This is a genomic window from Sphaerisporangium aureirubrum, from assembly GCF_042658925.1.
GTDB classification, from domain to species: Bacteria; Actinomycetota; Actinomycetes; order Streptosporangiales; family Streptosporangiaceae; genus Sphaerisporangium; species Sphaerisporangium aureirubrum.
Map to the genome: position 1 here is coordinate 208837 of NZ_JBHSRF010000001.1, position 14388 is coordinate 223224.

Consider the following 14388-nt stretch of genomic DNA (forward strand, 5'->3'; position numbering starts at 1 on the left):
TCCTTGGCGGCGAGTTCGGCGGGGGGCGGCGCGGGGGACGGCGGGCGGCCCGCCCGGGGCGGTGGCCGCGTGGTGGGCACGTTCCAACGAGACGGGCCAACTATCGCAGAACACGCCGGATCGTGCTGCCGTCAGGGGCATTCGATAGCGCACTGAGACACGGAGATGTCACCCTTGGTCCCGTGAAGGAACTGAGCGTCGCGGACGCGTATCTGTTCACCCCCGCACTCCACAGCGACGAGAGGGGAACGTTCCTGGAGTGGTTCCGCGCGGACCGTCTGGCCGGGGCCGTGGGCCACGGGCTGGACCTCGCCCAGGCCAACTGCTCGGTCTCCCGGCGCGGCGTCCTGCGCGGCGTCCACTTCGCCGACGTGCCCCCCGGCCAGGCCAAATACGTCACCTGTGTGGCCGGGGCCGTGCTCGACGTGGTGGTGGACATCCGGGTCGGCTCGCCCACCTTCGGGACGTGGGAGGCCGTCGAGCTGGACGACCGCACCCGGTGCGGCCTGTACGTCGGCGAGGGGCTCGGCCACGCGTTCATGGCGCTCAGCGAGCAGGCCACCGTGATCTACGCCTGCTCCGAGCCGTACGCCCCCCGGCGCGAGCACGGGATCCACCCGCTGGACCCCGGCCTCGGCATCGCCTGGCCGCGGGACGTCGAGCCGCTGCTGTCCCCCAAGGACGCCGTCGCGCCGACCCTCGCCGAGGCGCGGGACAAGGGCATGCTGCCGCAGTACGACGACTGCTTGGCCCACTACGCGAAGTTGCGCGCCCGGTCGGCCGTCTGATCAGGCGAAAGCGGACGCCAGTCATGTTTTCTGGCGCATGGGGTTCCTGAGAAAAGGATGCCGTAATCACGGTTCGTATACCAATTAGCGCCAATTAGCAGATAAAACCGGGAGTTCCGGTTGTGGCATCGTTTCCCAACCGCAACAATAGCCTCGCACTGAAACATGATCGGCGCTCGTGTGGCGCCGGAGGTGGAGGCTGTCCCCGTGAGCAGTCGCCGGCAGGCGGACCGGCCGAGCCCCAGGCGCCGGTCACCCGCTCCATATACAACCGGGACGCGCTCCCGGCTCCCCATGCTCGGGCGGGTCTCCCTGGTGGCCGCCGCGGTCGTGCTGGGGGCGACGGTCACCGTGGTGATCGTCAACCGCTCGCCGTCCGCGGCGCCCGTGACGAACACCGCGCCGGTCGCGTCCGAGGTGACGCTCGAATCGAGCCTGTGGAAGACCAAGAAGGTCAAGGCCACGGCCCAGATGGAGAACACCCCGCTGGAGCTCGGCACCCGGTTCCGCGCCAGCAAGGACGGCGAGGTGGCCGGCGTCCGGTTCTACAAGCCCGCCGGGGAGAGCGGCACCCACCGCGGCAGCCTGTGGGACTCGCGCGGCAAGCTGCTCGCCAAGGTGACCTTCACGGGGGAGAGCAAGAGCGGCTGGCAGCAGGCGCTGTTCGACGAGCCGGTCCGCACGGTCGCCGGGCGCACCTACACGGTCTCGTACCACACCGAGAACGGCGGCTACGTCTCCAAGCCCGGCGCCTTCAAGCGGCCGGTCAAGGCCGGCCCGCTCACCGCCGAGGCCGGCGTGTTCGGCGTCACCGACGAGGCCGGGTTCCCCTCCCGCGTGCACCCGCGCCGGGTCAGCTACTTCGTGGACCTCGTCTTCCGGCACCGCGAGCGGCGCTGGCACCACCCGCGTCCGAGTGGCCGTCCGACCGTCGTGCCGACGACCGATCCCACGGTCGAGCCGACGCCGACCTCGACGGACCCCGGCGGCGAGGTCACCCCGAGCGTCACGCCGACCGGCGGGGTCACCCCGACGCCGAGCGAGTCCGGCACCGCGTCGGAGACGCCGACCGCGTCGCCCACCCCGTCTTCGGCCTCCCCGACGCCGACGCGCACCCGCACGCCGAGCACCACGCCCAGCGCGACCAGGAGCTCGACGCCGCGGCCCTCGCCGACGCCGTCCCGCACCCCCTCGCAGACGCCGACGTCCAAGCCGAGCGAGACCACCACCCCGCCGCCCACCGGCGGCTTCCCCGGCGCCGGCGACACCGGTGTCCCCGCGGGCACCACGCTCAAGGAGAGCAAGTCGATCACGGTGACCAAGGACGGCACGGTGATCGACGGCATGGAGGTCCACGGCGAGATCAACGTGGACGCCGACGACGTGACCATCAAGAACACCCGGCTCGCGGCGTCCCCCGGCCAGTGGGGCATCATCCAGCGCAAGGGCCGCAGCGGCCTGGTCGTCCAGGACACCGAGGTGTTCGGCAACGGCAGGGACCAGACGCAGTTCGGCATCATCAACCAGGGCGGCGACCTGACCGTGCGGCGGGTCGACATCCACACGATCAGCAACGGCATCCTCACCGAGCAGGGCCTGATCGAGGACTCCTACCTGCACGATCCGAAGTACTTCTCCGGCGACCACACCGACATGATCATGTGCACCAGCGGCCCGCCGTCCGGCACCAAGCTGGTGATCCGCGGCAACACGGTGATCAACAACCTCGACCAGACCGGCGCCATCGCCCTGTTCCAGGACTTCGGCGTGGTCCGCAACGTCACCGTCGAGGGCAACTTCCTGGCGGGCGGCGGCTACACCCTGTACGGCGGCGCCGGCAGCAAGGGCACGTCGTCCAACATCAAGGTCATCGGCAACGTCTTCAGCAAGGACGTCTGGGCCAAGGGCGGCTACCACGGCCCGGTCGCGTACTGGGACAAGGGCGCGTCCGGCAACGAGTGGAAGAACAACGTCTGGGAGGACGGCAAGCCCGTCCCCGAGGGCGGCTGATCCAGTGACACGAAGGCCCCCGCGGAACATCCGCGGGGGCCTTCCTCGTTGCCGGAACCCTTGAGATCAGCCGACGCGCCAGGTGTCCCCGCCGGTCAGCAGCTCGGCCAGCACACCGGGGCCGCGCTCGGCCACCGCGTCGTTCATCTGCTGCTCCATCAGCGTGTCGTACGCCGGGCGCTCCACCGACCGGAACACGCCGATCGGCACGTGCTCGAACGCCGGCTCGTCCAGCCGGGACAACGCGAACGCCACCGACGGGTCGGGGTCGTGCGCGTCGTGCACCAGGATCTCGCTCTCGGGCAGGCCCTCGCGGGCGACCACCTCGATGCCGCCGGAGGCCGCGCGCCGCGCGGCCTTGGTGGCCGACACGATGGGCTGCTCGTGCTCCAGCCGCAGCGTGATGTCGTCGCGCAGCCCGGGGTCCTTGAGCTGCTCGAAGGCGTTGTCGTTGAAGATGTTGCAGTTCTGGTAGATCTCGACCAGGCTCGCGCCGCGGTGGGCCGTCGCCTCGCGCAGCACCGACTGCAGGTGCTTGCGGTCGGAGTCGATGGTGCGCGCCACGAAGCTCGCCTCGGCGCCGAGGGCCAGCGAGATCGGGTTGAACGGCTTGTCCAGCGACCCCATCGGCGTCGACTTGGTGATCTTGCCGACCTCGGAGGTGGGGGAGTACTGGCCCTTGGTCAGCCCGTAGATGCGGTTGTTGAACAGCAGGATGTTCAGGTTGACGTTGCGGCGCAGCGCGTGGATCAGGTGGTTGCCGCCGATGGACAGCGCGTCGCCGTCCCCGGTGATCACCCAGACCGACAGGTCGGGGCGGGACGCGGCGAGACCCGTCGCGATGGCCGGGGCGCGGCCGTGGATCGAGTGGAAGCCGTAGGTGTTCAGGTAGTACGGGAAGCGGGACGAGCAGCCGATGCCGGAGACGAAAACGATGTTCTCCCGGCGCAGCCCGAGCTCGGGCAGGAAGCTCTGCACCGCCGCCAGGATGGCGTAGTCACCGCACCCCGGGCACCAGCGGACCTCCTGGTCGCTCTTGAAGTCCTTCAGGGTCTGCTTGGCGGTGGAGCGCGGGATGAGGGTCAGCCCGCTGCCCCTGAGCCCTTCGACATCACCGACATGGCCGTTGGTCGTGGTTTCACTCACTGTCGATCACGTCCTGGATCACTCCGGCCAGTTCCTCGGCCTTGAAGGGGAGACCGCGCACGCGGTTGTAACTGATGATGTCGACGAGGAAGCGGGCGCGCAGCAGCAGGGCGAGCTGGCCGAGGTTGATCTCCGGCAGCAACACCTTGTCGTACGCGCGCAGCACCTCGCCGGTGTTGGCGGGCAGGGGGTTCAGGTGGCGCAGGTGGGCCTGCGCGACCTTGGCGCCGGTCTTCCTGACCCGCCGCATCGCGGCTGCGATCGGGCCGTAGGTGGAGCCCCAGCCGAGCACGAGCACCCGGGCGTCGCCGTCGGGGTCGTCGACCTCGAGCGGCGGGATGTCCTGCGCGATGCCGTCGATCTTGGCCTGGCGCAGCCGCACCATGCGGTCGTGGTTGTTCGGGTCGTAGGAGATGTTGCCGGTGCCGTCGGCCTTCTCGATGCCGCCGATGCGGTGCTCCAGGCCCGGCGTGCCCGGCACGGCCCACGGCCTGGCCAGGGTCTGCGGGTCCCGGCGGAACGGCAGGTAGGTCTCGCCGTCGTCGCTGTTCGGCGCGACGGTGAAGTCGGCCGAGAGGTCGGGCAGGTCCTCCACCTCGGGCAGCCGCCACGGCTCGGAGCCGTTGGCGAGGTAGCCGTCGGACAGCAGCATCACCGGGGTGCGGTACTTGACCGCCAGCCTGGCCGCCTCCAGGGCCGCGTCGAAGCAGTCGGACGGGGTGGCCGGGGCGACGATCGGCAGCGGCGACTCGCCGTTGCGGCCGAACATGGCCATCAGCAGGTCGGTCTGCTCGGTCTTGGTCGGCATGCCCGTCGACGGGCCGGCCCGCTGTACGTCCACGACGATCAGCGGCAGCTCGGTGGCGACCGCCAGGCCCACCGTCTCGCCCTTCAGCACCACGCCGGGGCCGGAGGTGGTGGTGACGCCGAGCGCCCCGCCGAACGCCGCGCCGAGGGCCGCGCCCACGCCGGCGATCTCGTCCTCCGCCTGGAAGGTGCGCACCCCGAACCGCTTGTGCTTGGACAGCTCGTGCAGGATGTCGGACGCCGGGGTGATGGGGTAGGACCCGAGGAACAGCGGCAGCTTGGCCTGCACCGCCGCCGCGACCAGGCCGTAGGCCAGCGCCTGGTTGCCGGAGATGTTGCGGTAGAGGCCCGGGGTCAGCTTGGCCGGCTTGACCTCGTAGGACACCGAGAACGACTCGGTGGTCTCGCCGTAGTTCCAGCCCGCCTGGAAGGCCGCGACGTTGGCGTTGGCGATGTCGGGCTTCTTGGCGAACTTGCTGCGCAGGAACCTGACCGTCGCCTCGGTGGGCCGGTGGTACAGCCACGACAGCAGGCCGAGCGCGAACATGTTCTTGGCCCGCTCGGCGTCCTTCTTGGAGATGTCGAAGCCTTCGAGCGACTTGACCGTCAGGGAGGTCAGCGGCACCGCGTGCACCCGCCACTCGCCGAGCGAGCCGTCCTCCACCGGGCTGGCGGTGTAGCCGACCTTCTGAAGGTTGCGCTTGGTGAACTCGTCGGTGTTGACGATGATGTCGGCGCCGCGCGGCAGGTCGCCGAGGTTGGCCTTCAGGGCGGCGGGGTTCATCGCCACCAGGACGTTGGGGGCGTCACCGGGCGTGAGGATGTCGTGGTCGGCGAAGTGGAGCTGGAAGCTCGACACCCCCGGGAGCGTGCCGGCGGGGGCGCGGATCTCCGCCGGGAAGTTGGGGAGGGTGGAGATGTCGTTGCCGAACTCGGCGGTCTCAGCGGTGAAACGATCGCCGGTGAGCTGCATGCCGTCGCCGGAGTCGCCCGCGAATCGGATGATCACGCGGTCGAGTTGCTGCACCTGCTTGGTCACAGCTCACTCCTCTTCGACGCGGCGACGCGTCGTAGCTGGTGGCACGATGTCAATTCCATGCTAGATCCCTAAGGGCTGCGCGGGCTTCTTTCCGCATGCGCGTCGATCAGAGCTGTGACCCGGCTCTGGGACGGCGGGCGGTGTTGTCCGCGGTCCGGGGGCCGTCATGGGGAGACGGCCGCCGCACGCGGTGGTCCTCCCGGGGGAGGGGCCCGGGGTGGTACGGGGGTGGGGGCGTGACGTCCGCCTACGGCCTCATCACAGCCGGAAGCGGATCCAGGTACACAGCCCTGCGGCGAGCCTGCCTAGATCAACGTGCAAGCGGGAGTACAGCACGTTCGTGGTCACGTTCACCAACTATATGTCGCTCACGCCGATGGCTCCCAGCCTCGCCTCGCCTGCGCGGCGCGGGACGCGGGGCCCGGCACGGAATCATGGCCTTTGCTTCCATCATCATCTCCAGGCCCCGCAGCTCCGGGACGGTGACAAAGGTATAGCCGCGGCGCGCCAGCCTCTCCAGCACCAGCGGGCGGGCGGCGGCGATGGCCGGTCGCGTGTTTAGCGGCGTTTGCCACCCGTTGGGCGGTTCGCCAGAGTCGACGGGTAGTGCCTGGGTGACAGGTGTGCGTTGGTGTACTTTTAGTGGGGCCGACCCCTTGGAGTTGGAGGCGGTATGGGCGATACGAATGATTATTTCAGCTCTTATGCGGTCGTCGCCGTCCTGCTGTTGATCGGCATCGCCATCTTCGCGGGCGCGCTGCTCGCCAATCGCATGCTGCGGCCCAGCCATCCCACCCCGGACAAACTCCTCACCTACGAGTGCGGTGTCGACCCCGTCGGCGAGGGATGGGCGCAGTCGCAGATCCGCTACTACGTCTTCACCTACCTCTACGTGGTGTTCGCCGTGGACGCGGTGTTCCTGTTCCCCTGGGCGACCGTCTTCGCGGCGCCCGGTTTCGGCCTCACCACGCTGGTCGAGATGTTCGTCTTCCTGGCGTTCATCGCGCTCGGCATCCTGTACGCCTACCGCAAGCGCGTGCTGACCTGGACCTGACCCTCGCCGGGCGGGTCCGGAGAAGGGAGAATGCGACCATGGCCGCAAAAGATCTCCCGATGCCCACGGTCGGGCCGGTGTCCCGGCTCGCCCCCAAGCCCATGCGGTTCATCCTCAACTGGGGGCGCCGCTACTCGCTGTGGGTGTTCAACTTCGGGCTGGCCTGCTGCGCCATCGAGTTCATCGCCACGTCGATGAGCAGGCACGACTTCATCCGCTTCGGGGTGATCCCGTTCGCCAACGGCCCCAGGCAGGCCGACCTGATGATCGTGTCGGGCACGGTCACCGACAAGATGGCCCCCGCAGTCAAGCGGCTCTACGAGCAGATGCCCGACCCCAAGTACGTCATCTCGTTCGGCGCCTGCTCCAACAGCGGCGGCCCGTACTGGGACTCCTACTGCGTCACCAAGGGCGTCGACCAGATCATCCCGGTGGACGTCTACGTCCCCGGCTGCCCGCCCCGGCCCGAGGCCCTGCTGTACGGCATCATGAAGCTCCAGGAGAAGATCGCCGCCGAGTCCCTGGGCGAGCGCTACTCCTCCACGCCGAAGGGCCTGGACGCGTGAGGGCCGCCATCGAGGAGCGGTACGGCGACCGCGCCACCGTCTCGGACTCCTTCGGCCAGACCACCGTGGACGTCGAGCCCGCCGACTGGGCCGACCTGCTGCTCTTCGCCCGCGACGGCCTCGGCTGCGTCTACTTCGACTGGCTGACCGGCGTGGACGACCCCCCGGAGAGCATCACCGTCGTCGCGCACCTCTTCGACCCCGTCGAGCACACCCACCTGCTGCCGCGCACGCGGGTGTCCCGCGCCGCCCCGAGCCTGCCGAGCGTCACCGGCGTCTTCCGAGGGGCCGACTGGCACGAGCGCGAGACCTTCGAGATGTTCGGCGTGGTCTTTGAGGGCCACCCTCACCTGGTGCCGCTGCTGCTGCCGGACGGCTTCGAGGGGAACCCGCTGCGCAAGGACTTCATACTCGCCGCCCGGGTCGCCAAGCAGTGGCCGGGCGCCAAGGAGCCCGGCGAGTCCGGGCACGGCTCGCCGAGCCGCCGCCGCATGCTCCCGCCGGGCGTGCCCGCCGAGTGGGGAAGGCCCGCCGCGCCCGGGGAGGGAAGCGATGGCTGAGGTGCTCGAGATCGCGTTACGGCTCGCCGTGATCGTCGTCGCCTTCCTCACCCTGCCGCTGATCGTCGGGCAGGCCGAGCACAAGGCCATGGCGCACATGCAGTCCCGGCTCGGCCCGATGTACGCGGGCGGCTTCCACGGCTGGGCCCAGCTGATCGCCGACGGGGTGAAATTCGTCCAGAAGGAGGACGTCATCCCGGCCGCCGCCGACCGCAGGGTGTTCTCCGTGGCCCCCGCCGTGGCGCTGGTGCCCTACCTCGTGGTGATGATCGTCATCCCGGTCGGGCCCGGCCTGTACGGCGCCGACCTCGCCGCCGGGCTGTTCTTCGTGCTTGCCGTGATGGGCGTCGGGGTGCTCGGCTCGATCATGGCGGGCTGGTCCTCCGCCAACAAGTACTCCGTGCTCGGTGGCATCCGCTCGGCCGCCCAGCTCATGTCGTACGAGCTGCCGCTGGTGCTGGCGGCGTCGTCGGTGGCGATGGCGGCGGGCACGCTGTCGCTGCCCGGCATCGTCGAGGCGTGGCAGTGGTGGTGGCTGCCGTGGCAGGCGATCGGCGGAGTGGTGTTCTTCGTCGCCGGGCTGGCCGAGCTGCGCCGCCCGCCGTTCGACATGCCGATCGCCGACTCCGAGATCATCATGGGGCCGATGACCGAGTACACCGGCATCCGCTTCGCGCTGTTCATGCTGGCGGAGTACGCCGGGATCGTGGTGCTGTCCGCGCTGACCACCGTGCTGTTCCTCGGTGGGTGGCAGGGGCCGTTGCTGCCCGGTCCGGTGTGGACGCTGATCAAGATTTTCGCGCTGGCGTTCGTGGTGATCTGGGTGCGGGTCAGCTTCCCCCGCATGCGGGCCGACCAGCTGCAGAAGCTCGCCTGGCTAGGGCTGGTCCCGGCCGCCCTGCTTCAGCTCGCCCTCACCGGCGTGGTCAAGGTCCTCGCCGGCTGACACCCGCGCCAAGGCGTCGCGCAGCAGCGCGGCGTGCTCGGGGCAGGTGGACGGGTCGGTGAGCAGGCGCCGGGCGGCGTGGCCGTTCTCCGCGGCCCGGCGCAGCACGGCGGCGACCGGGTCGGAGTCCGCGCCCCGCGCGCGTTCGGGCACCTTGACGAGGCCGGCGGCGTGGGCCTCCAGCACGGCGCGGGTGATCGTGGCGAGGATCTCGCAGTCCCAGCTCCTGCCGTCCGGGCCGTACCTGACGAGCATGCCCACCGACCACTGGTCCGGGTGCTTGACGATCGCGTCCAGGGCCGCGTCGGACAGCAGCGGGCGGCTGTCGGCGCCGTTGCCGCGCCGCATCCGGGTCGCGGCGGCCAGGGACGCGCCGAGCGCCCGCAGGATGGCCGTGCTCTCCGGGCCGAACAACGCGGGCCCCGCCCGGTTGATCAGCGTGCGGGCCGCCTGGAGGGCGATCGGGCAGGCCTGCCCCCAGAACGCCGCGAGATACCCCGCGTCCCCGAGATGCCGGGTGAGATCCTCCGGCGACAGCACCCCCGGATCCCCGCGCGCCACGACCTCGGCCAGCGCCCCGGCGTCCTGCTCGGCCCGAACCCCGCCGTGCCCGGCCGAGTCCCAGTCCAGCCGGACGGACATCTCCGGGGTGGCCGTGTCGGTGGGTGCCGCCGGGGCGGGGTGTGCCGCCGGGCCGGAGGCGCGTGCCGGTGCGGGCTGCTCGCGGGTCAGCTCGTGGGCCTTGGTGGCGCGGGCGTCCATGTCGCGGGCGTCGCGCAGGGCCTCGTCGATCAGGTAGGGGAGGGCGGCGAAGGAGAGGGTGCTGTCCCAGCGGCGCATCGTCCGCTGGATCGCCGGGCCGTGCTCGGCGAGCAGCGAGTGGAGCCGCTGGAGCCGGTGCGCTAGCTCCTGGAGGCTGGCCGGTTCGACACCGACGAACTCGTCCATCTTCCCCACCTCTCGAGGACGGCCCGCCGTCCCGGGGCTGCTACAACGCGACCGTCCTGCGCTCCGCGTCCTCCTGGCGGGCGATCAGGTGGGGCTGTTCGGCGAGCACGTCGTGCAGGAGCCGGACGAGCCTGCCGTACCGGGCGTACCAGTCCGCCGCCCACTGGTCGGCCGCGGCGCCGTGCCAGGTGCGGTCGCCGAACAGCGGCGGGACCGCGCCGAGCGCCCGCAGGATGTCACCGGCCGCCGCGCCCACCTCGCCCATGTCCGCACGGCACTGCGCGCTCTCCGACGGCGGCATGCGGAACTCCTCCCTGCGGTGCGCGCGACGGCGACGGCCGTTCGCGCTGACACCGCGAGTAAACCTAAGCGAAGCGTGTATCAGCTCACCAGGCTTACCGAATCCGAAAATCGGAATTACCAATTTTCCCACATATCCCAGTGCTCAACTCAAGTTCCAACACCGGCCACGATGCGGTGATTTATCCGACCGAAACTACTGGACGATGGCCAGCATCACGTCGGACGCCGTCGGCCGGTTCTCCGGTTTCTTGTCGAGGCACTTGCCGATCACCTCGGCCAGCGACCCGGGCAGCGCGGACAGGTCCGGCTGCTTGGTGAAGATCCGGTTGAACACCGCCGCGATGTTGTCCTCGCCGAACGCGGGCTTGCCGGTCGCCGCGAAGACGATCGTCCCCGCCCAGCTGAAGATGTCGGACGGCGGCCCGACCCGCTCGCCGGACACCTGCTCGGGCGACATGTAGGCGGGCGTGCCGAGCGCCCCGCTGGACGTCGCGGTGGCGTTGTCCAGCACCCGGGCGATGCCGAAGTCCACCACCCGCGGGCCGTCCGCCCCGATCAGCACGTTGCTCGGCTTGAAGTCGCGGTGCACGATGCCGGCCCGGTGGATGGCGGCCAGGGCACCCGAGGTGCCGAGCGCGAGCCGCACCAGGCCGTCGTGGCCGCGGGGCCCGCGCTCGCGGACCAGCTGCTCCAGCGACGCACCCTCGACGTACTCGCTGACGATGAACAGCCGGTCGTCGGAGACGCCCGCGTCGATCACCCGAGCGGTGGAGAACGGCGCGACCCGGCGGGCGGCCTCCACCTCGCGCAGGAACCGCTGCCGCGCGTTGCCCTCGCTGGCCAGCCGGGCGTGCAGGACCTTGATCGCGACCCGGGCGCCCTCCGGCGTCTCGGCCAGGTACACCGCGCCCTGACCGCCCTCGCCGAGGCTGCCGATCAGCCGGTAGCGCTCGATGTGCGTGGGCTCGCCGGCGGGCAGCGGCCCGGGGTCCCTGCCCGGCAGGGTCGCGCCGCTGTGCAGGACGGACGTCTTGTCCGGCGCGGGCAGCGTCACCGCGGGCCCGGTCTCCCGCTGTGTCTCCCGCGGCGGCCGGGGCGGCTCCGGCGTCGAGCCGTACGGCGTGCGCGCCGGGGTGGCCGGGTACGACGGCCGGTCCTGCGGCGTCGCGCCCGCCGGGTACGCGGGCCGCTCCTGGCCGCCCTGCGGGTACGGCTGGGCGGCCTGCGGGTAGGCCTGGGGCCGCGACGGGGTGCCGGGTGCGGCGTAGCGCGGGCGGTCCTGCGGCGGGTACTGGGGCCGGTCCTGGGGGTACGGCCGGGGTGGCTGGGGACGGCTCGCGGGCGGCTGCCGTACCGGGCCCTGGCCCGGCTGCGGGCGCCATCCCGGGGGCGGGTAGTTGCCCTGCGGGTGCGCCGTGGGGCGGTAGGCGTGCGGCGGCGGGGGCAGGACCGTGCCGCCGCGCCGGGGCGGGCGGGGCCCGAAGACCACGGAGCGGATGGCCAGCGAGTGGATGGTGCCGCCGATCCACGCGGTGAACAGGCCCACCACCACGACCATGGCCGCCCAGTCCGGCAGGCTGTTGGTGTCGCTGTACGCCGCGAGGACAAGGGTGATCCCCGCCAGGCTCGCCAGGTACAGCACCGCCGCCACCCACAGCACCGGTGCCCGCCTGCGTGCCGCGGCGAAACCCATGGTGAACGGCGTGCCGACGCCGCAGGTGAAGAGCGGAGCCAGTGCCCACACGATGCTGAGCGCCGTGGTGGAGGAAGAGGGCCTGACTTGCTGCATATCGCGAAGAATACGGAGATGAATGGTGGTGCGCACGTTTTTCCGGGCGTGCTGGCGAAGATGTGCGAAACCGCGACCTTTACCCGGCGCTCGGCGGGGGGTCCTCCCCACCGGCCGGTGCGGATGAAAGGGGGCCTCCCCGCCGGTCAGCGCAGATAAATGGTGAGCTCCACGAGGTCGGCGTTGAGATGGGGCGGCAGGCCCACCGCGATGGAGACGTCCTCGGCCGAGACGAAGGCGCCGACCTCCTGCCGGGCCGCCACCACCTGCTGCGCCAGCTCGCCCGTCATGCCGGGCAGGCTCGCGATCACCTCGGCCGGGGCGTGGTTCACGTCCACCAGGCCGCCGTCGTCGTACTGCCGCGGCAGGTCCGGGCGCCCGATGCGCAGCTCGCGGGCCAGCACCGGGTCGCGCTCGGCCAGCTCCCGCGCCTGCTGCCGCAGCTCCCTGCGCTGCTGCGCCATGGCCACGGCCTGGTCGTTGGGCGACTCCCTGCGCTCGAAGACGCGCCTGCGCACGATCAGCGACTGGAGGGTGCCGCCGAGCCAGGTCACCATGGAACCGAGCACCGCGAGGAGTTCCACCGAGTCGTCCGGGCCCGGGGAGTCGGCCACCACGCCGATCAGGAAGGTGAGCAGGCCGAGGGCGTAGATCAGCGCCGACACGGCGAGCCACGTGCTGCGGATGCGCGCCGCGGCGTACGCCATGGTGAACGGCGAGGCGACACCGCACGTGAACAGGGGGGCCAGCGCCCACAGGACGCTCGCCCCGCTCGTCGGGGGGGCCGGTTGGTACGGCGGGACACCCGGGGTGAACGGCGGGGGCTGGTGCGGGTCCGGCCGGTACGGCGTGGGGCCCGGGCGGTCGTAGGGGGCCACGCCGTGGCCGGAGTGCGGGCCGGGGTGCGGCGGGGGGAACGGCGGGTGACCGTGCCGGGGGTCCGGTTGCTGGGGGTATGGGCGGTCGTACCGGGGTGGCGGCGAGCCGGGGGGCTGAGCGCGTCGCCTGCCGCCCTGATCACCGGGGCGGGGAGACGAGGGGTCCGGTGGCCCCGATCCTGGGCTCCCCCGGCCGTTCGTCGGGTGCATAACGCGAGAATACGGCCTTACGTTGGCCCCCGCATCGGTCTCCCGACCGGTTCGGCGTGTCGGAAAACTCCCTCGAAAGTCTGATGTTTCAGGAAAACCCGGGAGGCGGGTGGGGGTCACGCATTCACGAGAACGCCTGTGTGCGTCATGATGTTGGATCGTGGCTCGTATACCAGGAGTAGGTTTGGCGAAGGGGCTCACCATCACCCTTCGCCACATGCTGAACAGGGCGGACACCCGCCAATACCCTGAGGTACGACCGGATCTGCCCGCGCGCAGCCGCGGCGTCATCGCGCTGGTCGAGGAAAATTGCACGGTCTGCATGCTCTGTGCCCGGGAGTGCCCCGACTGGTGCATCTACATCGACTCGCACAAGGAGACCACCCCTGCCCCCGAGGGTGGCCGGGCCCGCGCCCACAACGTGCTGGACCGGTTCGCGATCGACTTCTCGCTGTGCATGTACTGCGGGATCTGCATCGAGGTCTGCCCGTTCGACGCCCTGTTCTGGACTCCTGAGTTCGAGTACGCGGACTACGACATCCGCGACCTGCTCCACGAGAAGGACAAGCTCGCCGAGTGGGCCCAGACCATCCCCATCCCCCCACCCCACGACCCGGCCGCCGCCCCGCCCAAAGAACTGGCCGCCGCCGCCAATCCCCGCCCCGCCCGCCAGGCCGTCCCCGCGAAGACGGCGCCCGCGGCGGGCTCCGGGCACACGGCCGTACGCGCCATCCGCCCGCCGGGCTCCCTGCCGAGGAAACCGGCCCAGCCTGAGGACGGCGGCCCGGGGGCGGTGGAGGAGTCGTGACGTTCGCGGCTCCGGGCCTGTGGCCGCCCACCATCCAGGAGGTCGTCTTCCTGCTGCTGGGGGTGGTGGCCGCGGGATCGGCGCTGCTGGTCGTCACCACCCGCCAGATCGTGCACGCCGCGCTGTGGCTCGTCGTGTCGTTCGGCGCCCTCGCCGGGTGCTACCTGGTGCTCACCGCCGAGTTCGTGGCCTGGGTGCAGGTGCTCATCTACGTCGGCGCGGTCGTCGTGCTGCTGCTGTTCGGCATCATGCTCACCCGCGCCCCCATCGGCCGCTCCGGCGACCTCGACTCCGGCAACCGCCCGGCCGCCCTGGCCGTCGCGGTGGCCACCGCCGCCGTCCTGGTCACCACCGTGATCGCCGGGTTCGGCACCGCGTACGCGGACCTCACCCCCGGCCGGGGCGCCGCCGAGCCGCTCGGCGCGAGCATCTTCCGCAACTGGGTGCTGCCCTTCGAGGCGCTGTCGGTGCTCCTGCTCGCCGCGCTGATCGGCGCCATCGTCCTGTCCCGTACCGACATCGGCGGAAAGGACTGA

The 14388-nt window shown here is 71.1% G+C and carries 14 protein-coding genes; 8 read left to right on the forward strand and 6 right to left on the reverse strand.

The window, feature by feature from the left end; translation table 11 throughout:
* Positions 1 to 182: 182 nt before the first annotated feature.
* On the forward strand, positions 183 to 788 hold the full coding sequence (rfbC, locus tag ACFP1K_RS00930; RefSeq protein ID WP_380746024.1) for a dTDP-4-dehydrorhamnose 3,5-epimerase: 606 nt from the start codon (positions 183 to 185) through the stop codon (positions 786 to 788).
* 294 nt (positions 789 to 1082) lie between these two features.
* Positions 1083 to 2798, forward strand: coding sequence for a DUF4082 domain-containing protein (locus ACFP1K_RS00935; RefSeq protein ID WP_380746026.1), 1716 nt, complete (start codon positions 1083 to 1085; stop codon positions 2796 to 2798).
* Positions 2799 to 2864: 66 nt separating this feature from the next.
* Here the strand turns inward: ACFP1K_RS00935 and ACFP1K_RS00940 are convergent, their stop codons facing one another.
* Positions 2865 to 3944, reverse strand: a complete 1080-nt coding sequence (locus ACFP1K_RS00940; RefSeq protein ID WP_380746028.1) for a 2-oxoacid:ferredoxin oxidoreductase subunit beta — start codon at positions 3942 to 3944, stop codon at positions 2865 to 2867.
* Positions 3937 to 5790: a 2-oxoacid:acceptor oxidoreductase subunit alpha gene (locus tag ACFP1K_RS00945; RefSeq protein WP_380746030.1), complete on the reverse strand. Its 1854-nt coding sequence runs from the start codon at positions 5788 to 5790 to the stop codon at positions 3937 to 3939. Before ACFP1K_RS00945 ends, ACFP1K_RS00940 begins: the two co-directional genes overlap by 8 nt.
* 673 nt (positions 5791 to 6463) lie before the next feature.
* Between ACFP1K_RS00945 and ACFP1K_RS00950 the strand changes: the two genes are divergently transcribed.
* The 4 genes from ACFP1K_RS00950 to ACFP1K_RS00965 are packed head-to-tail and all read left to right on the forward strand — an operon-like array spanning position 6464 to position 8916.
* Positions 6464 to 6844: an NADH-quinone oxidoreductase subunit A gene (locus tag ACFP1K_RS00950; RefSeq protein WP_380746032.1), complete on the forward strand. Its 381-nt coding sequence runs from the start codon at positions 6464 to 6466 to the stop codon at positions 6842 to 6844.
* 38 nt (positions 6845 to 6882) lie between these two features.
* Positions 6883 to 7410, forward strand: a complete 528-nt coding sequence (locus ACFP1K_RS00955) for an NADH-quinone oxidoreductase subunit B (RefSeq protein ID WP_449329143.1) — start codon at positions 6883 to 6885, stop codon at positions 7408 to 7410.
* A complete protein-coding gene (locus ACFP1K_RS00960; protein ID WP_380746034.1) occupies positions 7407 to 7970 on the forward strand; it encodes an NADH-quinone oxidoreductase subunit C in 564 nt (187 codons plus the stop codon). The genes ACFP1K_RS00955 and ACFP1K_RS00960 overlap by 4 nt, the downstream gene beginning before the upstream one ends.
* Positions 7963 to 8916 (forward strand): complex I subunit 1/NuoH family protein, encoded by a 954-nt coding sequence (locus ACFP1K_RS00965; protein WP_380746036.1) that lies wholly within the window; start codon positions 7963 to 7965, stop codon positions 8914 to 8916. The genes ACFP1K_RS00960 and ACFP1K_RS00965 overlap by 8 nt, the downstream gene beginning before the upstream one ends.
* Here the strand turns inward: ACFP1K_RS00965 and ACFP1K_RS00970 are convergent.
* The 4 genes from ACFP1K_RS00970 to ACFP1K_RS00985 all read right to left on the reverse strand — a co-directional run bounded on the left by ACFP1K_RS00970 (position 8848) and on the right by ACFP1K_RS00985 (position 12834).
* A complete protein-coding gene (locus ACFP1K_RS00970; RefSeq protein ID WP_380746038.1) occupies positions 8848 to 9864 on the reverse strand; it encodes a hypothetical protein in 1017 nt (338 codons plus the stop codon). The two genes, ACFP1K_RS00965 and ACFP1K_RS00970, sit on opposite strands and share 69 nt — an antisense overlap.
* 40 nt (positions 9865 to 9904) lie before the next feature.
* Positions 9905 to 10165 (reverse strand): hypothetical protein, encoded by a 261-nt coding sequence (locus ACFP1K_RS00975; protein ID WP_380746040.1) that lies wholly within the window; start codon positions 10163 to 10165, stop codon positions 9905 to 9907.
* Positions 10166 to 10360: 195 nt separating this feature from the next.
* The gene (locus ACFP1K_RS00980) at positions 10361 to 11956 is read right to left on the reverse strand and encodes a serine/threonine-protein kinase (RefSeq protein WP_380746042.1); all 1596 of its coding nucleotides are present in this window, start codon (positions 11954 to 11956) and stop codon (positions 10361 to 10363) included.
* Between the two features lie 146 nt (positions 11957 to 12102).
* The gene (locus tag ACFP1K_RS00985) at positions 12103 to 12834 is read right to left on the reverse strand and encodes a ComEA family DNA-binding protein (RefSeq protein ID WP_380746044.1); all 732 of its coding nucleotides are present in this window, start codon (positions 12832 to 12834) and stop codon (positions 12103 to 12105) included.
* Positions 12835 to 13261: 427 nt separating this feature from the next.
* Here ACFP1K_RS00985 and ACFP1K_RS00990 point away from each other — a divergent pair, with 427 nt between their 5' ends.
* Together ACFP1K_RS00990 and ACFP1K_RS00995 are read left to right on the forward strand one after the other, a co-directional pair.
* Positions 13262 to 13852, forward strand: coding sequence for a 4Fe-4S binding protein (locus ACFP1K_RS00990; RefSeq protein WP_380746046.1), 591 nt, complete (start codon positions 13262 to 13264; stop codon positions 13850 to 13852).
* Positions 13849 to 14388: an NADH-quinone oxidoreductase subunit J family protein gene (locus ACFP1K_RS00995; protein ID WP_380746048.1), complete on the forward strand. Its 540-nt coding sequence runs from the start codon at positions 13849 to 13851 to the stop codon at positions 14386 to 14388. The genes ACFP1K_RS00990 and ACFP1K_RS00995 overlap by 4 nt, the downstream gene beginning before the upstream one ends.